This is a genomic window from Algoriphagus sp., from assembly GCF_046296635.1.
In the GTDB taxonomy this organism is placed as follows: Bacteria; Bacteroidota; Bacteroidia; order Cytophagales; family Cyclobacteriaceae; genus Algoriphagus.
In genome coordinates this window covers 1-22,616 of sequence record NZ_JBKBKZ010000017.1, presented here as the reverse complement: position 1 = coordinate 22,616, position 22,616 = coordinate 1, and the positions used below count along the sequence as shown (strand labels likewise).

17 protein-coding genes and 1 pseudogene are annotated in these 22,616 nt (G+C 41.3%); 8 read left to right on the top strand and 10 right to left on the bottom strand.

Annotation, left to right across the window (positions count from 1 at the left end):
* The first annotated feature begins 107 nt into the window (after window positions 1-107).
* Window positions 108-1,436 carry an NAD(P)/FAD-dependent oxidoreductase gene (locus ACK4HU_RS13225; protein ID WP_409807481.1) on the top strand — a complete coding sequence of 443 codons (1,329 nt, stop codon included), beginning with the start codon at window positions 108-110 and terminating at the stop codon, window positions 1,434-1,436.
* 94 nt (window positions 1,437-1,530) lie between these two features.
* On the top strand, window positions 1,531-1,935 hold the full coding sequence (locus tag ACK4HU_RS13220) for a DUF4890 domain-containing protein (protein ID WP_409807479.1): 405 nt from the start codon (window positions 1,531-1,533) through the stop codon (window positions 1,933-1,935).
* Between the two features lie 109 nt (window positions 1,936-2,044).
* Here the strand turns inward: ACK4HU_RS13220 and ACK4HU_RS13215 are convergent, their stop codons facing one another.
* The 5 genes from ACK4HU_RS13215 to mutY all read right to left on the bottom strand — a co-directional run bounded on the left by ACK4HU_RS13215 (window position 2,045) and on the right by mutY (window position 11,408).
* Window positions 2,045-3,517 carry a glutamate synthase subunit beta gene (locus tag ACK4HU_RS13215; RefSeq protein WP_409807478.1) on the bottom strand — a complete coding sequence of 491 codons (1,473 nt, stop codon included), beginning with the start codon at window positions 3,515-3,517 and terminating at the stop codon, window positions 2,045-2,047.
* A gap of 1 nt (window position 3,518) precedes the next feature.
* Window positions 3,519-8,009 (bottom strand): glutamate synthase large subunit, encoded by a 4,491-nt coding sequence (gene gltB, locus ACK4HU_RS13210; protein WP_409807476.1) that lies wholly within the window; start codon window positions 8,007-8,009, stop codon window positions 3,519-3,521.
* Window positions 8,010-8,402: 393 nt separating this feature from the next.
* A complete protein-coding gene (gene gldE / locus ACK4HU_RS13205; RefSeq protein ID WP_409807474.1) occupies window positions 8,403-9,752 on the bottom strand; it encodes a gliding motility-associated protein GldE in 1,350 nt (449 codons plus the stop codon).
* A 73-nt stretch (window positions 9,753-9,825) separates the two neighbouring features.
* Window positions 9,826-10,299 (bottom strand): single-stranded DNA-binding protein, encoded by a 474-nt coding sequence (locus tag ACK4HU_RS13200; RefSeq protein WP_409807472.1) that lies wholly within the window; start codon window positions 10,297-10,299, stop codon window positions 9,826-9,828.
* A 44-nt stretch (window positions 10,300-10,343) separates the two neighbouring features.
* Entirely contained in the window at window positions 10,344-11,408 is a 1,065-nt protein-coding gene (mutY, locus tag ACK4HU_RS13195; protein ID WP_409807471.1) for an A/G-specific adenine glycosylase, read from the bottom strand.
* A 145-nt stretch (window positions 11,409-11,553) separates the two neighbouring features.
* On the opposite strand from mutY, the gene ACK4HU_RS13190 reads away from it, so the two are divergent.
* From ACK4HU_RS13190 to ACK4HU_RS13180, 3 genes are all read left to right on the top strand, one after another.
* Window positions 11,554-11,862, top strand: coding sequence for an HU family DNA-binding protein (locus ACK4HU_RS13190; RefSeq protein ID WP_092733185.1), 309 nt, complete (start codon window positions 11,554-11,556; stop codon window positions 11,860-11,862).
* 125 nt (window positions 11,863-11,987) lie between these two features.
* Window positions 11,988-12,815, top strand: coding sequence for a tetratricopeptide repeat protein (locus tag ACK4HU_RS13185; protein WP_409807469.1), 828 nt, complete (start codon window positions 11,988-11,990; stop codon window positions 12,813-12,815).
* 190 nt (window positions 12,816-13,005) lie between these two features.
* Window positions 13,006-14,580, top strand: coding sequence for a ribonuclease E/G (locus tag ACK4HU_RS13180; protein WP_409807467.1), 1,575 nt, complete (start codon window positions 13,006-13,008; stop codon window positions 14,578-14,580).
* A 12-nt stretch (window positions 14,581-14,592) separates the two neighbouring features.
* On the opposite strand, the gene ACK4HU_RS13175 is transcribed toward ACK4HU_RS13180, so the two are convergent.
* From ACK4HU_RS13175 to ACK4HU_RS13165, 3 genes are read right to left on the bottom strand one after another with little or no spacing between them, the layout of a single operon-like run.
* Window positions 14,593-15,699, bottom strand: coding sequence for a DUF4221 family protein (locus tag ACK4HU_RS13175; protein ID WP_409807465.1), 1,107 nt, complete (start codon window positions 15,697-15,699; stop codon window positions 14,593-14,595).
* A gap of 53 nt (window positions 15,700-15,752) precedes the next feature.
* Complete coding sequence (locus ACK4HU_RS13170; protein ID WP_409807463.1) at window positions 15,753-16,208, bottom strand: hypothetical protein; 456 nt, start codon at window positions 16,206-16,208, stop codon at window positions 15,753-15,755.
* A 33-nt stretch (window positions 16,209-16,241) separates the two neighbouring features.
* Window positions 16,242-16,586 (bottom strand): DUF3127 domain-containing protein, encoded by a 345-nt coding sequence (locus ACK4HU_RS13165; RefSeq protein ID WP_409807461.1) that lies wholly within the window; start codon window positions 16,584-16,586, stop codon window positions 16,242-16,244.
* Window positions 16,587-16,928: 342 nt separating this feature from the next.
* On the opposite strand from ACK4HU_RS13165, the gene ACK4HU_RS13160 reads away from it, so the two are divergent.
* A complete protein-coding gene (locus ACK4HU_RS13160; protein WP_409807459.1) occupies window positions 16,929-17,531 on the top strand; it encodes an RNA polymerase sigma factor in 603 nt (200 codons plus the stop codon).
* The gene (locus ACK4HU_RS13155) at window positions 17,506-17,739 is read left to right on the top strand and encodes a hypothetical protein (protein ID WP_409807457.1); all 234 of its coding nucleotides are present in this window, start codon (window positions 17,506-17,508) and stop codon (window positions 17,737-17,739) included. Before ACK4HU_RS13160 ends, ACK4HU_RS13155 begins: the two co-directional genes overlap by 26 nt.
* Window positions 17,740-17,779: 40 nt before the next feature.
* Here ACK4HU_RS13155 and ACK4HU_RS13150 read toward each other — a convergent pair whose 3' ends face one another.
* Window positions 17,780-18,637: a prolyl oligopeptidase family serine peptidase gene (locus tag ACK4HU_RS13150; RefSeq protein WP_409807455.1), complete on the bottom strand. Its 858-nt coding sequence runs from the start codon at window positions 18,635-18,637 to the stop codon at window positions 17,780-17,782.
* Window positions 18,638-18,639: 2 nt separating this feature from the next.
* A complete protein-coding gene (locus tag ACK4HU_RS13145) occupies window positions 18,640-20,076 on the bottom strand; it encodes an aldehyde dehydrogenase family protein (RefSeq protein WP_409807453.1) in 1,437 nt (478 codons plus the stop codon).
* 1,129 nt (window positions 20,077-21,205) lie between these two features.
* Here ACK4HU_RS13145 and ACK4HU_RS13140 point away from each other — a divergent pair.
* A pseudogene (locus ACK4HU_RS13140) lies at window positions 21,206-22,616 on the top strand (hypothetical protein); the annotation flags it as partial.

Below are 22,616 nucleotides of genomic sequence, written 5' to 3'. Positions count from 1 at the left end.
CTTTTCACTTAGCCGAATGGCTTCTTTTTTTCTCAGATTGGGTAACTTTTTGGAAATCCTATGTTCGACACTCCCTTGACTTCGTATAAGATAAAAACCTAATTCCCATGAACCACTTTGCCAATCAACCGATTCCTAACCTTCCAAAGCTCAATCTTCCCAAAATAGTAGTAGTAGGCGGAGGGTTTGCGGGCCTCAAACTTGCCAGAGAACTTAGAAATAGTGCTTTTCAGATCATTCTCCTGGATAAAAACAATTACCACCAATTTCAACCACTTTTTTATCAAGTAGCTACTGCTGGGTTGGAACCAAGTGCTATTTCATTTCCGCTTCGCAAAATTTTCCATAGTACTCCCAACGTCAGTTTCAGAATGGGAGAGGCATTGAAAGTAGATCAGAAAGCCAAGCGGCTCTACACGGATATCGGGCACATTGACTATGATTTTTTGGTGTTGGCTATGGGAGCAGACACCAATTACTTTGGAGCTAAGAATATCGAGTATTATTCTTCTCCGATGAAAACTGTTTCGGAGGCACTTTACATTCGGAATAAAATTATCTCCAATTATGAGCGTGCGATTACAATCGCAAATGTCGAAGATCGAAAATCGCTCATGAATGTGGTCATCGTTGGCGGAGGACCAACTGGAGTAGAACTCGCGGGAGCGATGGCGGAATTGAGGAATAATGTATTCCCGAAAGATTATCCAGAGCTTAGCTTTAAAAACATGAAAGTAGTCCTGATCGAAGCAGGACCGAGTCTCCTATCTTCGATGTCGCCCGAAGCGCAAGCACATAGTCTGGACTATTTGAAAAAGCTTGGGGTAGACGTGATGCTGAGTACCATGGTCCAGGATTACAACGGAAAGCAGGTTTTGCTTAATGGAAAAGAGCCAATTGAAACCCAAACGTTGCTCTGGGCTGCAGGTATTAAGCCTAATCGGATCGACGGCTTTGATTCCAGCCAATATGCAGGAAATGGCAGAATGCTTGTCAATGAATTCAACCAGCTAGTTGATACTGAAGGAGTATTTGTCCTAGGCGATCAATGCCTCTTACCAGGGGGAAATTTCCCTAAAGGCCACCCCCAAGTTGCTCAAGTTGCAATCCAACAAGCCAAGAATCTTTCTAAAAATCTCTTTCGACAGGTAAAAGGTCAGGATTTGATACCTTTTCAATACAAAGATCTGGGATCTATGGCCACAGTAGGTAGAAAATTGGCCGTGGTAGATTTACCGTTTTTTAAATTTCAGGGCTTTCTGGCTTGGATGACCTGGCTTTTTGTGCACCTGATGGCGATTCTTGGAGTGAAAAATAAACTATTCATCTTTCTGAATTGGAGTTGGAACTACCTCAGCTTTGACCCAAGCTTGAGACTTCTGATCAAACCCAAATATGTGAGAGCTTCTGAACGGAAGGAGTTGATTGAGGAATAATTGGCTTTAAGATTCATTAACATCCCATTTTAATGAGCTGTTAAACTAGGGTTGAGTTCTTAGGTCTAACCTTCGAAACTAAACTAAAACAGGTATGAAAATGTGGATCATTGGAGCAGCTTTGTTGGTATTTACCAGCTTGCAAGTGAACGCTCAACAGGGAAAAAGAGAACAAACCAGTCCTGAGGAAAGAGCTCAAAAAGCGACTGAAAAAATGGCAACGGAGCTTCAACTTTCTGAACAACAAAAATCCCAGCTTTTGAAATTAAATCTGGAGCAGGCTAAAAAGAGACAGGCTGAAATGGAAAGAGAAAAAGAATTAAGAGCGGCTAGATCCGGGGAAATGAAAGCCCATCAGGAAAAAGTAAATGAGATCCTTACCGAGGAGCAGCGTACCAAATGGGAGGAAATCAAACAAGAGCAGCGTGGGAAACGAAGACCGGGAGGCGAGGTTCACCAGAAAGGTAATATGCCTCGACAAAGACGTGGAGGAAACTAAACCAAATGAAGAAAGCCACCCAAAAGGTGGCTTTCTATATCGCAGGTGGTTCAACTAAACAGGGTGCTATTGGTAGGTCAGGGCAAACCCAGAGGGAATAGCCTTGACATTATCCCGCGACTTGCTCATCTACCTGATAGAAGGATTCGTCCTTCATAGGCAGGGAAGAAGTACCCATGAGGTATTCATCCACTTTTACCGCAGTTTCTCTCCCTTCTGAGATTGCCCACACAACTAGGGACTGCCCACGTCGCATATCGCCAGCTAGGAAAACTTTTGGATTGGTACTTTGATAGTTTTTTGATTTAGGAAGGCTGTTTTCCATTGTTTCAGCTCCAAAAGCTTGTAATAGGCCATTTTGAGCTGGACCTGAATAGCCAATTGCAATGAATGCAAGATCACAGGGTACAGTTCGTTCTGTACCTGGCATTTCCTCAAAAGTCATTCGGCCTCCATTTTCTTTCCATTCAATATCTACTAAGGTCAAACCAGTTACTTCTCCAGCATCATTTCCTGTGAATTCTTTGGTCAGGATAGAGAAAATTCGTTCCGCACCTTCTTCGTGTGAACTGGAAGTTTTGAGAGTCATAGGCCATTCAGGCCAAGGATTCAAGAAATTCCGTTGTTTTGGAGGCTTTGGCAAAAGCTCGAGTTGAGTAATAGATACTGCCCCGTGTCGGTTGGAAGTTCCAATACAATCGCTTCCTGTATCTCCTCCTCCGATGACAATGACATGTTTTCCCTCCGCAGAAATTGGATTATTAGCAAGCTCTCCACCAATTACCTGATTTTGTTTGCCCAGAAATTCCATCGCGAAATGAACGCCTTTGTAATTGTCCCCTTTGATATTCAAGGCTCTTGGATGTGCCGCTCCGGTAGACAAAACTACGGCATCGAATGTCTTTAGAATTTCCTCAGTGTGAATGGTTTGCCCGATCTCTGTATTGGTGGCGAAAATCACTCCTTCCTCTTGCATCAAAGCAACTCGGCGGTCGATGACCCACTTTTCAAGTTTGAAATCAGGAATACCGTATCGGAGTAATCCCCCGACTTTTGCATCTTTTTCAAAAAGCGTAACCTCATGACCCGCTTGATTAAGCTGATCTGCAGCAGCAAGTCCTGCTGGACCGGACCCGATTACTGCAACTTTCTTTCCTGTCCGATTCTTCGGTGGATTAGCTTTAATTAGACCAAGATCGTAAGCTTTCTCAGCAATATTTTTCTCGATTAGTTCGATGGCGACCGGATCTTTATTAATTCCTAAGACACAACTCGCTTCGCAAGGAGCAGGACAAATTCTGCCTGTGAACTCCGGGAAATTATTTGTGCTTCGCAAAATGCTGATGGCTTGTCCCCACTCCTGATTGTAAACCGCATCGTTGAATTCCGGGATTACGTTTCCAAGTGGACAACCATTATGACAAAACGGAACTCCGCAATCCATGCATCGTGCAGCTTGCTCATTTAGTTTTTCGCCCGAAAAAGGCTCGTATATTTCTCTGTAGTCATTGACTCGCTCTCTTGGATCTCGACTGACAGGTGTTTCTCTTTTAAATTGAATAAATCCTTCTTTCGCTCCCATCTTACACCAGTGATTTTGCTTGTTCTTGTGATCTTTTTACCAAAACGGCCTTATAATCCTTAGGAATGACTTTGATAAAGAGTTCTTTCGCTTTGTCCCAATCTTCCAAGAATCGTTGACCTAGTCTGCTGTTGGTCAATTTGACATGTCGCTTGAGATAGCCTTTGATTGTGACAAAGTCATCTTCTTCAAGAATGTCAATATCTACCATCTCCGTATTTATTTCGGTGATGTAGTCCTTGAGAACATAAGCGATACCACCACTCATCCCTGCAGCGAAGTTTCGGCCGATTTCTCCCAGATTGATCATCAATCCCCCGGTCATGTATTCACAACCGTGATCTCCGATTCCTTCGATCACCGTTTTTACTCCTGAATTTCTTACACAGAATCGTTCGCCACCTTTGCCATTGATATAGGCTTCACCTGAAGTAGCGCCATAGAAGGCCACATTACCGATGATAATATTTTCCTCCGGAGCAAAACGGGCATTTCGACTAGGATACACGATCAGTTTTCCACCCGATAGCCCCTTTCCAAAATAGTCATTTGCTTCTCCTTCCAGTTCGAAATTCACACCTTTGGCAAGGAAACCTCCGAATGTCTGACCTGCAGAGCCCGTGAATTTGAATTGAATCGTATCTTCAGGCAATCCCTGTCCCCCATAGATTTTAGAAATCTCATTGGAAAGCATGGCGCCCACTGAGCGGTCTATATTTTTGATTTGGAAACTTCCGGTAACTGGTATCGCTTGCTCCAAGGCAGGGGTAGCTGTTTTAATTAACTGCCTGTCCAGCACTTTTTTCAGTTCAAACTCCTGATCGATTTGTTTATGAATACCCACGTGATCAGGAACTTCCACTTTGTGGAAAATTGGAGAAAGATCGACTTTATCCCACTTCCAATGATTTAAATGGCCGGTTGACTGGAGTACTTGGCTTTGTCCGACCATTTCATCTACGGTTCGGAATCCCAGTGAAGCCATGATTTCCCGTAAGTCCTGAACCAAAAACCTGAAGTAGTTCACGACATGGTCCGGATCTCCAGTGAATAGCTTCCGCAATTCAGGATCCTGAGTTGCGATGCCTACCGGACAGGTGTTCAGATGACACTTTCTCATCATGATGCAACCCTCAACCACCAGTGCTCCTGTCGCGATGCCCCACTCCTCAGCACCTAGAAGGGTAGCTATTGCTAGATCTCGTCCAGTTCTAAGCTGTCCGTCAGTTTGAAGGACTACTCGACTTCTGAGGTTGTTTTTTACTAAGGTTTGATGCGCTTCCGAAAGACCAAGCTCCCATGGAAGCCCTGCGTGACGGATGGAACTCAAGGGTGAAGCACCAGTTCCGCCATCAGCACCTGAAATTAGAATGACATCAGCTGCGGCTTTTGCCACTCCTGCTGCTACTGTGCCAACTCCAGCCTGAGAGACAAGCTTGACGTTGATTCTAGCCTTTCGATTCGCATTTTTCAAGTCGAAAATCAACTGAGCCAAATCTTCGATAGAATAGATGTCGTGATGTGGAGGCGGAGAAATCAATCCAACTCCAGGTGTTGAATGCCTTACTCTTCCGATCCACTCATCTACTTTGTGACCTGGCAGCTGCCCACCTTCTCCCGGTTTTGCACCTTGGGCCATTTTGATTTGAAGTTCCGATGCATTGGTTAAGTAATGGCTCGTGACACCAAATCGGCCTGAGGCCACTTGCTTGATCGCTGATCGTTCCCAATCGCCATTTGGTTTTTTGTCATAGCGGATCTCATCCTCTCCACCCTCTCCGGAATTACTTTTTGCACCGATACGGTTCATGGCAATTGCAAGTGTGCTATGGGCTTCGTGAGAGATTGAACCAAATGACATCGCTCCAGTAGCAAAGCGGCGCATGATGTTCTCTGCTGGCTCTACTTCTTCAATGGGGACACTGATTCGTTTTTTGAATTCAAACAGACCTCTCAACGTCAAGGCATCTTTGGTCTGTTCGTTAATTTTTGCAGCGAACTTTTTATAGAGCTCAAAATCACCCAATCGGGTGGATTTTTGAAGAAGGTGGATGGTTTCAGGATTAAACATGTGTTTTTCCCCTCTTCTTTTCCACTGATATACTCCCCCTGTTTCCAGAATTGGACTGTGGGTCTCATACGCGGCATGATGTCGAATCAAAACCTCTTCAGCTAGATCATCAAATGATACACCACTGATTCTGGAAATCGTTCCCTTGAAGCAACGGTCAATAACTTCAGGTCCCAATCCAAGTGCTTCGAAAATCTGTGCACCTTGATACGATTGAAGTGTAGAAATACCCATTTTCGAAAGAACTTTCAGAAGTCCTTTGCCGATGGCATCCTGATAATTTTCAAATAAAGTTTTTTGGTCCTTAACTTTTTTCAATTGGCCTTTATCAAACATTTCCAACAAGGATTCCAAAGCCAGATATGGATTGATAGCGGAAACTCCATAGCCGATAGCTAAGGCAAAATGATGGACTTCCCGGATATCTGCTGATTCCAGAACAAGTCCTGCACGAGTCCTGATTTTTTTAATAATCAAATGCTGGTGTACCGCACCGATAGCCAAAAGCGATGGAATGGGTGCTAATTCCTCAGAACTTTTTCTATCAGAAATGATCAGGATATTTTTTCCTGCGTGAATGGCTTCTTCGGCTTCCTCGCAAAGTTTGTCCAAAGCTTCAAGTAATCTGCCGGGCTTATGGTCTGCTACAAAATGTCCGTAGAGCTTTTTAGTCCGATAACCCAAATGTTCCATTCGGGTGATTTTCTCCAGATCCTCGTTCAAGAGAACCGGTTGTGAAATGTGAATTTGCTTCGTGTGCTTTGGACTTTCCTCAAGAATGTTGTGCCCTTCTCCGATTCTTGTGAAAAGCGACATAACCAATCGCTCGCGAATCGGGTCGATTGGAGGGTTACTTACCTGAGCGAATAGTTGCTTAAAATAATTCGAGATATGCTGACTTTGCTTAGAAAGCACCGCTAAAGGGGTGTCTGCGCCCATGGAACCAATGGCTTCGTAGCCCGTGTCTCCCATGGGACCAAGAATTACTTTTTGCTCCTCAGAAGTGTAGCCAAATACTGTTTGGCATTTTTTGATATTTTCTGTTGAGTAAGGGTGAGATAACTCCTCTGGATCCGGTACAAATCGGAGCTTTGTTCGCTGCTCATTGACCCACTTCTCGTAAGGCTGTCGTCTGCAGATTTCACCTTTTACTTCTTCATCAAAAAGCACTCGACCTTTCTCAAGGTCTGCCCAAAGCATCTTTCCTGGGCTTATTCTTCCTTTTTCTGTAATGGTAGCTTCTCGAATAGGCAATGCGCCTGCTTCTGAGGAAAGAACCAGTCGATTGTCTTTTGTAATAAAATAGCGAAGAGGACGGAGTCCATTTCTGTCCAAAGTTGCACCTACTGATTTTCCATCGGTGAAAAGTAAGGCAGCGGGACCATCCCAAGGCTCTACCAAAGATGCATGAAACTTATAAAAGGCTTTTCTTTCTCGATCCATCACCTGATTATCCTGCCAAGCTTCCGGTACCAGCATCATCATGGCATGAGGAAGAGATCTACCGCTAAGGGTAAGCAGTTCCACCATTGCATCCAAATTAGCAGAATCTGAATTCAACTTATTCGTAATAGGCATCAACTTGGCCAATTCTTCATCACTGAAGAGATTAGATTTCATCAAGGCCTCTTTTGATTTCATTTTATTCAAGTTGCCTCGAATGGTATTGATCTCACCATTATGAGAAAGGAAGCGGAACGGCTGTGCGAGTCTCCAATTAGGAAATGTATTCGTAGAAAATCTTGAATGGACAATTGCGAATGCCGATTCAATTCTCGGGTTTTGCAGGTCTTTGTAAAAAGCCAACACTTGATCAGTTCTGAGTTGACCTTTGTATACAAGTGTCAGGCTACTCAAGCTTGCAAAATAAAAGGCATGATTGACACCGGGAATTTTTGAATTGATTTCCGATGTAGCAAAGTTTCTGAGGACATAAAGTTTCCTTTCCAGTTCAATTCCAGTCAGCCCCTTTTTATGGCTGACAAAAAGCTGCTCTATATTAGGCATTACCTCTAATGCGCCTGATCCTGGGATAGTCTCATCGACAGGCACCTGACGATACCCGATCAGATTAAAATCCATTTCCTCAATCAATTGATTGAGCAATTCTTTGGATCGATGATAAAGCTGTTTATTCTTAGGAAAGAAAGTCATTCCCACGCCATAAAACCCTGGCCCAGGTAGATTGATTTCTGTGCGTGCTGTTACGTCTTTGAGGAACTGATGCGGGACTTGAATAGAAATACCGGCACCGTCACCGGTTTTGGGATCTGAACCCCTTCCGCCACGGTGCTCCATATTACTAAGCATATATAAGGCATCGCTGATTGTCTCATGAGTTGGAATATTACTCAAGTCGACCACCGCACCAATACCGCAGGAGTCATGCTCAAACTCCGATCGATATAAACCTTCTTGCATTTTCAATTGATTTAATAGGTTCAAAATTTCCAAAAAGTACAAAAAAAAATTCTTTTGTTAAAATTAAGGCAAAGAACCGACCTTAATAATGAAGTATTATTGATAAAATCTGAGTTTATTGTATTTTCAGCAAAACTGATTTCAGCATTAAAAGTTTGAATAATTATTAATAATCTTGTGCTACAATGATGTTTTATCTAAAAAATTAAACCACTTTTTTATAAAAAAGTGTAAAATGACAGAAAATGGGTTTTCAAAAAAAAAAGTGATTTTTTTCTAAGATTTTTATTTTAGAAAATTCAGAAGGGGATGATACAACTTGTATATTTTTTTTAAAAGCAGAATAATATTTTGATTTTAATATATATTTCAAAATATAATAAAAAATAAAATTTAGTCTGTAAATGGAGCTGCGCTATCCTTTTCTCCATTATTGAGGTGGACTTTGACTTTTTTGATTTTGCGGGCATCCACTGCTAAAACGGTAAACTCAAAATCTTCAAATTGAATCTTTGTTCCATTTTTTGGAAGCTTGGAATTTAACTCAAGAAGCAGTCCTCCGAGCGACTCACTTTCGCCTTTTACTTCTTCGAAAACCTGTGAATCCAATTCCAGTTTTTTACAAAAGTCATTAAGTGAGACCTTGCCTTCAAAAATGAATGTATCGGAGTCAATTTCCTGGAAGAAGATATCATTTGTGTCATCAAATTCATCGTTGATTTCTCCGATGATTTCTTCGATCAGATCTTCTAATGTCACCAAACCAGAAGTTCCTCCATATTCATCAACTACAATAGCCATGTGCACCCGCATTTTTTGGAAGTCTTTGAGGAGCGCATCCACCTTTTTGGTTTCTGGCACGAAAAAGCTTTTACGGATGAGGTCTTTCCATGCGAAATCTTCATCCTTTTCAATGAAAGGAAGAAGGTCCTTGATATAGAGTACTCCAGAGATATTGTCAATTGTCTCCTCAAAAACCGGAATTCTTGAGTAGCCGCTCTTATTTATCTTATCCATTAATTCATGGAAGTCTATTTCACCATCGACTGCAGTGATGTCCATTCTGCTTCGCATCACTTGTTTTACGGTCAGTGTTCCAAAATTTACGATTCCTTTTAGAATGTCTTTTTCTTCCTCTGGAGTATCCTCAGTAGTTAATTCCAGTGCTTGATTGAGTTGGTCAACAGAAAGTGAGTATCCTTTTTGTTCCACACGTTTTTCGATGAGATTGCTGAACACCATTAAAAACCAAGATATAGGCATCAAAATGGAGGAGAAAAAACTGAGAATTGGTGCTAAAGTGAGGGCAAATGGGATTCTTGCCTGATTTGCATAAACTTTTGGGACGATTTCTCCAAAGAAGACAATCGCAAAAGTTATACCCACTGTTTGTACCAAAATCACGATAATTCCGGTGGCATTCATACCGAATAGTGACCAAGCAACAAACGTTGTCAGGGTGACCATACCGATGTTGATCAGGTTATTTAAAATGAGAATGGTACTGAGGAGTTTTTTTGGATTGGCAAGAAGCTTTGCCACCTGTTTGCCTTTTTTTGGTTCCGACTCTTGAATTGAGGCGATTTCTTCATTAGTGAGCGAAAAAAATGCGACTTCTGAGCCTGATGCCAAGGCAGACCCTATCAACAGAATAACCAATATTAATCCATTGAAAAAGAAATAACTAAATGTTGGCTCGGTAATCTGAGCAAGCAGATAGTAACTCGGGTAGGGGTCGTCCATGTAGGCGAAAAGATGTTCGATGCAAAAATAAGCAATTCCCCTGAAAATCAACTTCAGGGGAATCAAGTATCAATTAAAATGGCAAATCATCATCGGTATCATCTATAACCAAATCCGGGGCAGAGTTTGACCCTGTACTCGCAGTTTGTGCAGTTTGTGGTTTAGGATTTGCTGCTGGCGAAGCTGTAGCTTGGGGGCCTCCGCCCATGCCTTCAGGCTTTCCCCCGAGCATGGTGAAATTAAGCACACGAATTCTTGTCCTCCTTCTCGGTTGATTGTTTTCATCCGTCCATTTCTCTGTGCGGATTTTTCCCTCTACAAATAGCTGACTTCCTTTTTTTAAATATTGCTCCACGACTTTTGCTTGAGCACCCCAAACCTCCAAATCATGCCATTCAGTCTGATCTACTCGGTTACCACTCTTATCCTTGTAAGATTCTGTTGTCGCTAAGCTAAAATTTGCAACAACATTGTCTCCTTCAAGGTACTTCACTTCGGGATCTGCTCCGAGATTCCCTACCAGAATTACTTTGTTTACTCCTGCCATAGTTATATGTGTTTAGGTTGAAAAATTGAAAGCTATGAAGTTACTCAAATCCCTTGATCGTTCAAAAAATTTACGATCAATTTGGGTTTGGCTAAACTCTCAATTTCATTTTCAGAAACTAAGAAATAGCCCTCTTCTTCACACCATTGTGTTAATTCAAGGTACTTTTCAGTTGGAATATCAAGTTTAGAAAAACTTGCATTAAGTTTTTGGTGCGACAAAATATGTCGGTAATTTTTGGGAATAGACTGAGGTTTTTCAGAAGTGGGCAAAGAAAGTCCTTGAAAGCTTATTCCGTTATTTTCTTCCAATGGAAAATCATGAAGGCCTTCCCAGATATCTCCAGCTTTGCGCTTATTCCAAACATAGTCTTGACCACACTGTATGACATAGTAGTGGAGGTTTCGCTCTCGAACTTTGGTTTTATTGATTTTTACTGGTAATTCTTTCACAAGGCCTTTTTGAAATGCAAAGCAGGAAGATTTGAGTGGACAAATTTCACAATCTGGATTTTTGGGAACGCACAACCTTGCTCCAAAATCCATCATCGCTTGATTGAACTCTCCGGGATTTGACTGGGGAATAAGTTCATCAGCAAGGGTTTCGAACTGCTTTTTAGCTTTTCCAGTGGCGATGTCGGTCTCGATTCCAAAATATCGGGCCAGTACCCTGAATACATTTCCATCAACTACCGCTTTGGCTTCTCCGTAGGCAAAACTTGCGATGGCTGAGGCCGTGTAGCTTCCTACTCCTTTTAATAATAGTAAATCTTGATAGTTGTCAGGGAAGTTTCCCCCAAGCTCATACCAGATGTATTTTGCACAGCTGTGCAGATTTCTGGCACGACTGTAATAGCCCAATCCCTGCCAAAGCCGTAATACATCGGACTCGGGGGCCAGTGCCAAATCCTTTACAGCCGGATAAGTCTCAGAAAATGCATAATAGTAAGGTAACCCTTGGGCAACACGAGTCTGCTGAAGTATGATTTCTGAGAGCCAAATTTTATAAGGATCTTTGATGCCTCTCCAGGGAAGTTCTCTTGGATTGGCCCGATACCAAGAAATTATTTGAGTGGAAAAGACCTGATTTTCAGCGGTTTTATGATTCATTTGGGGTAAATATCTCTAATACAAATCAAGGTAATTTTTTTGAATATGTTTTTTAATTGACTTGCTTCTCGTACATTTGCAGTCCCAAAAACACTTGGTTAATAGGTTGTTAAGCTTATTTCGTAATTTCTAAATTAAAAACACTGTGACAAAAGCAGAAGTAATCACCAAGATTTCAGACAAAACTGGAATCCAGAAAGATGATGTTACACAAGCCATTGAGGCATTCTTCAAGGTAGTGAAGGATTCTATGGCTGACGGAGAAAACATTTACGTGAGAGGTTTTGGCAGCTTTATCAATAAGAAAAGAGCTAAAAAAATCGCCCGTAACATCTCTAAAAACACAGCCATTGTTATTGATGAGCACTATATTCCGGCTTTCAAGCCTTCAAAAGTGTTTATAGAGAAGATCAAAAATAGCAAGAAGATTAAAGAATTGGCTCCTCAAGACTAAGTCCGAGGCTAATTTGACATGAAATCGAGCATGAAGCAAGTTCTATCGAGGAATGTCCCGATATCTTTCGGGAGGGTGCCTCATGCGAGATTCCATCTGACCTTTGAAAAACAAGTTATTATCAGATGAAAAAATCTCAGCTCATTCTCATTGTATTAGGAATAGTAATCATCTCGGGATTGTATGCTTTGCCAAAAGTTGTCGTAGACAATAAAGCAGGCACCACTGCCGTAGAAGACCCTATGACAGCGGAGAACTCTTCTCCGAATGTTTCCGAATTGCATGCGAATGAGCTTTCTTCCGACAATCAATCTCAAGCTGATCAGTTGAAGTCCACTTTGACTGCCTCTGGAGAGCCGTCTGAAAGAATTGATGCTGCTAAAACGCTAGCCTCAATTTATCAAAATGGTGGAATGTTTGACAGTGCTGCTTATTTCTTAGGAAAGGCAGTTGAACTGAAATCCACAGACTTGTTGTTGATCGAAGAAGCAGGTAAGGCTTACTATGAAGCATTTTCATTCGCTTTGGATAAAGCCAAAGTGGAAGATCTTGCTGAAAAGACGAGAACCTACCTAAATCAGGTTTTGGATAAAGATCCAAGCCGATTGGATTTGAAAACCAAAGTGGCGATGACTTATGTATCTTCGGCCAATCCTATGCAAGGGATCACGATGATGAGAGAAATTCTCGAAGCGGATCCACAAAATGAGGATGGGTTGTTCAACATGGGAATTCTGTCCATGCAATCTGGACAGTATAAAAGAGCCGCTGAGCGATTTGAGGAATTGGTAAAGTACCACCCGGACAATCTTCAGGGTCAATTTTATTTGGCAGTGAGCTACTTTGAGTCCAAAGAAAAGAACAAAGCAAAAGCTCAGTTTGAGGAAGTAAAGAAAATGACCCAGGACCCAATGATTCTGGAAAGTGTTCAGAGCTACCTTGACCGACTTTAAAAAATCAATAGTATAAACCTTAAATTCTAAAAACTATGCCTTGCGGTAAGAAAAGAAAGAGACATAAGATCGCTACGCACAAGCGTAAGAAGAGACTTAGAAAAAACAGACATAAGAAGAAGTAATACACTTCTTCTTTTCCTGTTTTTAGTAAAACAACACGTTCATTTACATTATATAAGACCAAATTTTGAGTACGGAATTGTTAATCGATTCTGCTCAAAACGGAAGTCGGATTGCCCTGCTGCATGATAAGCAACTGGTAGAGCTTCATTCCGAAGGGATGGACAATCAGTTTAAAGTAGGTGACATTTACCTAGGAACGGTAAGAAAGATTGTCAATGGTCTCAATGCTGCGTTTATTGACGTAGGCTATGAGAAGGACGCCTTTCTTCATTACCAAGACTTAGGCCCAAATGTCAACTCGATGTTGAAGTTCACCAAAATGGTGCGCAACAACAACTACAACAATTATCTGCTGAAAGGCTTCGAAAACGATCCTGAGATAGACAAAATCGGTAAAATCGAAAAAGTCCTATCCAAGACCAATCAAGTATTGGTGCAAGTCGTCAAAGAACCCATTTCTACAAAAGGACCCCGACTATCCTGTGAGCTCTCTCTGCCCGGTCGCTTTCTGGTGCTCGTACCTTTCTCCGATACAGTCAATGTATCCAAGAAAATCCGAAGCAACGACGAGCGAAAAAGGCTTCTTAGACTCATCAATTCTATCAAACCTGCCAACTTCGGAGTAATCATCCGTACTGTGGCCGAAGGTCAATCCGTGACGGAACTTGACAAAGACCTTCGAAACCTTCTCGATACGTGGGAAGAAGGAATGAAGAAATTGTTGAAGGCTAAGAGCCGGGACAAAATCATCGGAGAGATGAGCATGGCTTCCTCTTTAATCAGGGACCTGCTCAACGAATCATTCGACGCAATCACCGTAGAAGAAGAATCAACTTACGATCAGATCAGATCCTACATCAGGTCAATTGTCCCTGAAAAAGAAAAAATTGTAAAGCTTTACAACGGTAAAGTTAAGCTCTTTGAAAGTTTTGGAATCGAAAAGCAAATCAAAAGCTTGTTTGGACAGACGGTGAGCTTACCTCAGGGTGGCTATGTCATTATTGAACACACCGAAGCACTACACGTCATCGACGTCAACAGTGGCAACAAGTCCAATCAAGAAAGTGACCAAGAATCAACAGCGTTGAAAACCAACATGGTCGCTGCTAAAGAAATTGCCAGACAACTCCGCCTCCGCGATATGGGAGGAATCATCGTCGTAGACTTCATCGATATGAAGAAGGCTGATAATAAAAAAGCCATCTATGAAGTGATGATGCAGGAGATGAAACTAGATAGGTCCAAGCATACTGTATTGCCGCTGAGCAAATTTGGGCTCATGCAGATCACCCGACAGCGGGTAAGACCGGAAGTCAATATTGTGACCAAGGAGACTTGCCCGGCTTGCAACGGAACTGGTAAGATTCAGGCTTCGATCCTGATTGCCGACAAGTTGGAGCATGACCTAGCACACATTGCCACCATCCAAAACGTGGCTAAAATACAAATTGGGCTGCACCCCTATCTGCACGCATACTTCACCCAAGGCCTGATTAGCCAGCGGATGAGGTGGTTTTTCAAGTATTACAAATGGATAAAACTGATCAAAGATTCTTCGCTACCCGTGACGGAATACAGATTTCTAGATGAATCTGGTGAAGAAATCGAACTACAACTAGTAAAAAGCGAGACTGAATAAGTCTCGTTTTTTTTATGGGTTGATTTTTGAAAAATCTAAAACAGCATAAGAGACCAAATCATCTGTAGTTCTTGTATGAAGCTGGACAACATAACCTTTAGGCGTATTAAAGCCGTATGATCCCATTTCATTGGTATTGAAAAACAATTCAGCTTCTCTAGAAAAATCTGGGTTCAACACTAACAACTTGTATTTTTTCTGATCAGGATTTTCAAGAGTAGGACCTTTGATTCTTACTGTCCTCAATATTTTTTTAGAATGGGTATCAATGTCAAGCGCTTCGTATTTGCTGCTTTCGTGATTGGGATTGAAAACGGTATATTCTCCCTGCTGAGAAGTTTTTCCTTTTAAAAATTGGAGTTTCTCTAACGTTCCGGCATAATGCCAAGTTTGCTTTCCGTCTTTTATTTGAAGCAGAGAATCTGAAATTGAAAAGGATACTAAGTGCTCATTGGTATTGATATTTAGTGTGTGACTAAATAGACCCAACTGATCGTCATCTGTATATTGAAGAACATCCTTTGGATATCGGAAATAGAAATGGTCAAATAGTTCTTTTTTGGTATCGAAGATAATTCCCCATTTTTCGTATTCAGCAAAGCTTTCCTTAAAGACAAATGGCACATCAGTGAAATATAACTTGTCTCCTGATTTCCGGATTTTATTAAATAGATAAGTCGAAAAATTGTGATACAATCTCTCAGTAGGTATTTCAGGAAATTTCCATCTCTGAATTACAGTGCCATTAAAATCAGCCTTAATCAATTCTTTCTGCTGGGAAAGGAAATAGATTGAATTCGTGTCAATAAAATTCCCAGTGACAAATCCACCTATTCCGTTTGGTCCTTCCCGTTCAAAGGACTGAGTCTTGATTAATTTTCCATCCGGAAAGCTATAGAATAGCAATCTTCTTTCTCGAAAAGTCATTAATACCGAACCGGAGTCAGTTTCAAAATAGGTAAAATCGCTTCCTAATTCTTTTGTCAGGGTATCCTTTTCAAGATACAGCGTATCTACAATCAGTACGGATAGATCTAGTTCCTTAATTTCAACTGGTTTCCGCGATTGGCTGCAAGAAATTGCAATAATAGTTAATGAGAGATAGAAGAGTCGATTCATCCTGGTTTTTTTCAACTAAGAAAGGAAAAAAACAGGTTAGTCCAAATCTTTCACTAGGTAAAAAGTCCCCAACCATCGTCGTACTTATCTGCAGGATCAAAGCTTTTGACCCAAGCCACAAACAATACCTTGAACTCTTCAATTGCTTCTCTAAGTAAGTTCAAATGTTCCTCGGCATGAGTTTCCTCCATGGCAAGTTGGTAGGTCATGGAGTGAAGGTGGCGAGCATGGACTTTCATGATGGTGGCATTTTCCATTTTAAGGATATAGTCATTTACACCCTCAGCACCGGCAAATTTGGCACTCATAATCATGGCGTCCTCCATCATCATTCCACCATAGAGTTCTTTTCGGGCTTCATCTAAGCTGCCAACAAGCGCATGTGTGAGCGATACAATTTCCTTCGCTTTCTTCATTAATGGATGAGAGTAAATTTGATCCCGTTGTGCTTTAGGATCAAATTCACTCTCGTCATCTTCTTCCTCATTTTCTTCAAAATCGTCCCACATCGAAAAGTCAAGTTAAAAAAAACTGAATTTTGTTTAAAATGGAAGCTTGTCTTCTTCGCTTTCGGAGTAGAAGGTATCGACCTCCGGCATTGCTGAAGGAGCCCCACCACCTGCAGTTCGATCTACTTTATAGGCTTTGACTTCTGTATACCAGCGACCATTATATTCTCGGCTTTCTACATCGATTCCCAGCGTAACCTGTTCACCCACTTTCAATCCAAATTGGTCAATTTTATCTCCCCAAAGTGACACACATACTTTCTTTGGGTACTGTCCACCAGTTTCGAGGATAAATTCCTGCTTTCTCCAAGCATTTCCTGTTTTTGAATTTCCTCCTACTTCAGGCAGTTGGCTTATTATTTTTCCGCTTAAATCCATGCTAATTTTATCTTGATAATATTACGAAGATAGGAATTGGAGGGGATTTTTTGGGTTGTTTGGTGAGTAAAAAGAGTTAAGAATTGTGTGTTATTAAATGTTTTCTGGCATGGACATTGGCTATGCGAGGTTTGCGGAGAGATTTCATTAAAATAAAAGTTTGCGAAATGACCTTTTTCAAAACTTCCTCTCGAATTTTATCAGATGCTTGACATGTATTCTAAAAACGTCTTAGATTGGATGCCTTGAACAGAATACACAATTGATTTCACCTTTTTATTTCTTTCACACTTAACCGATACTATGGCTTAGACTTCTACGTTGTTTATAAACCAACTTAAAATGAATAAGCGAATAGGTCCGCAGGACAGCGAGTTGATAGCTCAGTATCGTAATGGCAGCGAAGCTGCTTTTGATCTTTTGGTAGATCGATACCAAAGTAAAGTTTTTACCACAATTTATCTGATCGTTAAGGATCAGTATGTAGCAGAGGATTTGCTCCAGGACGTATTTGTGAAAGTCGTTCAGACAATCCATTCAGACCGGTATAGTGAGGAGGGGAAATTTCAGCCTTGGTTGATGCGCATTGCGCATAACTTAGCCATTGACTATTTCCGTAAGTCCAAGCGCTATCCTACCATTCTGATGGAAGATGGATCAAATCTGTTCAATTCTCTGATGTTTGCCGAAGCTTCTGTCGAGGATCATCGTGTGAAAGAGGAGACGCTAGAAATGGTAAAGAAACTGATCGAGGAGCTTCCCGAAGCTCAAAAAGAAGTATTGGTCATGCGGCATTATCTGGACATGAGTTTTCAGGAGATTGCCGATCAGACTGGAGTCAGTATAAATACCGCCTTGGGGAGAATGCGATACGCGCTGATCCACCTAAGGAAGAAAATGAAACAACTAAACTTTGCCTATGATAAAATCATTTACCCCAAATGACCTGGTACGGTACATCTACCAGGAAATGCCCGAGGTAGAACAAGAACTCTTAATGCAAGCCTTGCATAGCGAACAATCCCTGATGCAAGAATACGTGGAGATGCTGAGCATGATAGAGCAATTGAACCAGATTCGTCTGCAACCTTCGGAGAAAGTAGTAAACGCCATCAAATCAATGGCGCATTCTACGGGACTTCAAAAAGTCTGAAAATTATTGGTAACCCTGACAAACGTCGGGGTTTTTTCATTTAAAATTTGCCTATAAATTCCTTAGCCTCCCGAAGTGAGGCAGTATATGTTTCGGAGGTAAATCCATGGCCTTGACCCTGGACAAGCGTGAACTTATGCCTAACGTCAGCACTTTTTAGCTTTTGTTCCAGAAGTTGACTTTGGCTAATTGGAACTACGGTGTCCAGGTTGCCATGAAAAAAAATTGTCGGGACGTCTTTGGAATCAATATGGCTCGTCGGACTAGAGGCTAAATATGCGGCCCTAGCCGTGCTTGGTGTTCCTCCAAGGAGGGCCGTTAGTCCCAATGAGGTGAAATTACTAAAAGGGAAAAGCTCTATTAAATCGGTTGGTGGAAAGAATACTACCGCTGCCTTAATGTCTGAGGTGTTGTTTTTATAAGCGTGCAGTAAGGCCAAATGACCCCCTGCACTGGCTCCTGAGATAATGAAATCATCCGAAATATTCCAGGTCGGTAATTTGCTTTCGATAAAGTTGAATGCAGAAATAATATCCTGTTCCTGATCTGGAATCCCATTCCTTCCTGTCGCAAAATCATAAAGTCTGTAGTTAAGGGAGACGAAGGCATAGCCCGGGAATTCCTTTTCCAAGATGGGTTTTACCTGCAAAAACTCACTTTTGTCTCCGTCAATCCAACCACCCCCGTGTATATATATAAGGAGTGGAGTATCGGATTGCGTCCTGCCTGCAGGCAAATAAACATCCATTTTTTGTCTTAAATCAGACCCATAAGATTCGTCGAGGATATCCCTCGCCGCCAAGAAAGGTTCTGAACCAGGGTCCGTAGAGCATGCTGAGAAAAATAGAACTAAAGCAAAACCAAAGATTGGCAAAAGTTTAAATACATGTTTTTCCATTGTTAAAACCATTTGATTAGGGATTGGATGATTTTTTTGGCTTTGATCCCATAGGGAGGTCTAAGCAGCGTGACATTATTTATTCCAACTCGCTGTTTGAGCACTCCTTTTTCATGACTGAATGCCAAAAATCCTGCATGGCCATGCGCTTTTCCCATTCCGCTGTTATTTACTCCTCCAAAGGGTAAATTGTTATGAAGAAAATGTATAATACAATCGTTGATTACTACATTTCCGGAACTCGTTTCTTCAATCACCTTTTTGGAATTACGGGTATCACTTCCAAAGTAGTAAAGTGCGAGTGGCTTGGGTTTAGAATTGATTAATGCAATGACATCATCGATTTTAGAAAAAGTCAAAATGGGTAAAATGGGTCCAAAAATTTCTTCTTGGAACACGTCCATTTCTTTTGCAATATTTGACAAAAGTGTAGGTTCGAAGTAGCATGTGGATTTTTCCGTTTTTCCTCCAAATTCAAGGGTGGCACCCTTTGAAACTGCATCTTCCAAATAGCCACTAAGTCTATTGAAATGACGTGGTCCAATAATTCTTGCGTAATCCGGTGACTTTTCTATTCCTTTAAACCCGGAATCGTAGAACTTTTGGAGAAAGCCCTTCAATTCCATAATCAAACGATCTTTCTGTGACTCATGGACCAATATATAATCAGGTGCTATGCAAGTTTGCCCACAATTGACAAATTTCCCCCAGATTAATTTCCCTGCGGCATCATTCAGGTCAGCGGATTCATCGATGATTGCAGGAGATTTTCCTCCGAGCTCCAATGTGATTGACGTGAGGTGTTCTGCCGCAGCTTTCATGACTATTTTACCCACCGCCGGGCTTCCGGTGAAGAATATATGATCAAATGGGAGCTTGAGAAGTTCCTGAGACACCTCTACTTCACCCAAAAAAACAGATACCTCCTCAGGTGGAAAAACAGCTTTCACCATTTTTTCGATCAAAGTGGAAGTGGAAGGGGAGAATTCTGAAGGTTTGATCATCGCAGGACATCCTGCAGCAATTGCCGAAACCAAAGGACCGACTGTGAGATTGAAAGGAAAATTCCAAGGTGAAATGATTAAGGCAGTTCCTTTCGGCTCAAAATAAATTTTTCCACTAGTACCAATCATTGACAATGGTGTACTGATGCCCTGAGGTTTCATCCAGCTTTTCAGATTCTTCAGCGTGTGATTTATTTCGGAGGTTACGGGAAAGATCTCACTTAGATCCACCTCTGAGGCTGGTTTTTTGAAATCCTCCCAAAGCGCTTGACGTATTTGATCCTGATTTTCTTTGATCCAGTTCCGGAGTTTAATCAGTCGGGCAGAGCGTTCCTCTAAGGTTGATGATCTCCAACGAAGGGAAGTTTTCTGCTGCTTGGAAAAAATAGTTGAAAAATCAAATTTGGGGGATTCAGTGGAAATTATTTCTAGCATGAGCTCATGTTTCAGTTAAACAAATATTACAATTGTAAATTTTTATGTTTGAATTCTATAGTACGAAATATTTAATAATAAGGGTTTTAATAAAATGAAATGCTTATGATCCGTACATACGGGATTTTACAGTGGAATGATTTTTCGGAGCATTTCACCTGCCTGCCGACAGGTATGGCCTTTCAAAATAAATTATAAGCAGAGGAAATTTGCCCAATGGCAAAAATCACATTTCCATTTATTTAAAAAATCAGGGACCTCGGGTTAAATGAGAAAAAAAATCCCCAACTGTAAATCTTCAAAGTTCATACCATAAAAAAAATTTATTCCTTAATTTTGTTTAACAGATACCTAAAAATTATTCCACAAAAAGAATAATATTCTCAAAAAAAAGTATTTCAAATAAAAAAAAATGCATTATAAATCGAAAATTTTTCAAAAATGGTTTGGATATGAAAAACAATTAAGTGTATTTTTACAGCAAATATGATGTAGTGAGAGTAAAACCGTCCTGAAATACTTCTACGTTAATCCAATCTTAATTGGGTTTTTCAAATGAATCAGATTTGAAGGAGAGAGAATAAAAAGAGAAAAGTATAGAAAAACGTTTACGAACTCGAAAAATTTAAATTTTAATAATATGGCCAGGTCATTCAATTGCCAGATCAATCCTAGAAAATTTGGGATTTTTCAAATCAAATTTTTAAGAAATTTCAGTGAAGGATTATTTTTTGTTTTGATGCTTCTGTTTCTTGGTAGTATAAATACCGCCCAAGCTCAAAACCAATCCGAGAACTTACCTGCTGGGACACTCATTATTCCGATGGACAATCTTCATCAGAATGGTACTCTAGCCACCAGTAGTTCATTTAACGTTAGGGCTTATGGTCTTGCGGTACGTCTCCTACACGCCGATATACCACTCGTTTGGATTATTGATAATACAAAAAGTAAAGATGGTATAGATTTTAGTGCCAATGCACGCCTGCGCTACCCAACCATTGGCAGTCATGCTAATAGGGATTTTAGGTCTGGGCCGATTGCAATCTTTCCGGGGTTTGAAGCCCAGGCTCAGATTGTAATTGATAGTTTTAATGCACTGACAGGGACTAAAGTCAATGTTTATGAATTGCAATCCGAAACAACGGTAAAGGTAGCACAGATTTTAACACACAAGCCGAAGGTGGCTCTTTTGAATGATGGAAATCAGACTAGTATTCATGAAGATATTTTCAAAGCAGCAGGGTTACAAATAAGTACACATTACCAACTAACTACTGCTGATAATCTATCTGGAAATTCCTGCTTTACAGTTGCAACTGAACCTCATTCTGAATTCAATGATGCAAGCAAGGTTACAAAGGTCAGGAACTTCGTGTTGGATGGGGGGAATTTTTTGGCTCAATGTGCTGGCGTTCGTTCTTACCAAGGATTTGTCACCGGTAGAATTTTTGCCACCAATGGGTTTATTGATGAAACTAAATTTACCGATTTTGTTTATGACAATCATTTTGAGCCTTTTGCCCAATTTCAGGGACTTTTGGCTACTCAAGGAGGATCACTTCGGGATATGGGTTTTACTACTGATCCTGTTGGTGGGACAAAGATTGTTTCTTCGCTAGCTAAACCAAATCAATATAGATCATATGTCGCCAGAGCAAGTGGCGTTACTTCCACAAAAGGCGGATTTATCCACTTTCTTGGGGGTCATGAATATTCAGGCACAGGCATTACTGCTATTAATGGTCAGCGTTTATTGTTAAATGCAGTCCTAAGATCGGCTGAGCGCCCTCCGATTTGTAATTTGGTCGTCCCCGAGCCATCTATTGAAATCGTAAAGACTTCAAACAAGGAAGTTTACGATTTTAACGAAGTTGTTACATACACCTTTACAGTAAAGAATACTGGGAATGTAGTTCTTAGTAATGTTACAGTAACCGATCCTTTGGTCGGATTGTCAGCGATTACGCCATCCACTATACCAAGCTTGGCGGCAGGAGCTACTGCTACATTTACCGCAAATTATACCATTTCCCAAGCGGATGTAAATGCGGGAAGTGTTACAAATACAGCTTCAGTTTCAGGAAAACCTCAAGTAGGACCGGAAGTAACAGCTTCCGATATAAAGACGGTGACTGTTACGCAGACCCCTGCCTTGACCATCGACAAGAACATCACGGCAGGCGGCACGTACTCTGCGGTGAACGATGTGGTGAGCTACGAGTATGTGATCACCAACAGTGGCAATGTGGAATTGGCAGGACCGTTTGCGGTTGCTGATGACAGGATTGCGAACATTCCTTCAGGCACAGGTCCATTGGCACCGGGTGCGAGTGTGACCGTAACGGCGACCTACACCATTAGCCAGGCGGATCTGAATGCGGGCAGCGTGACCAACACGGCCTCTGCCAGCACGACCTATAAGAACGAGACGGTGACCTCGAATACCGACACGGAGACTGCGACTGCGGATCAGCGTGCGGCGTTGACCATCGCCAAGAACATCACGTCAGGGGGCACGTACGCTGCGGTGAACGATG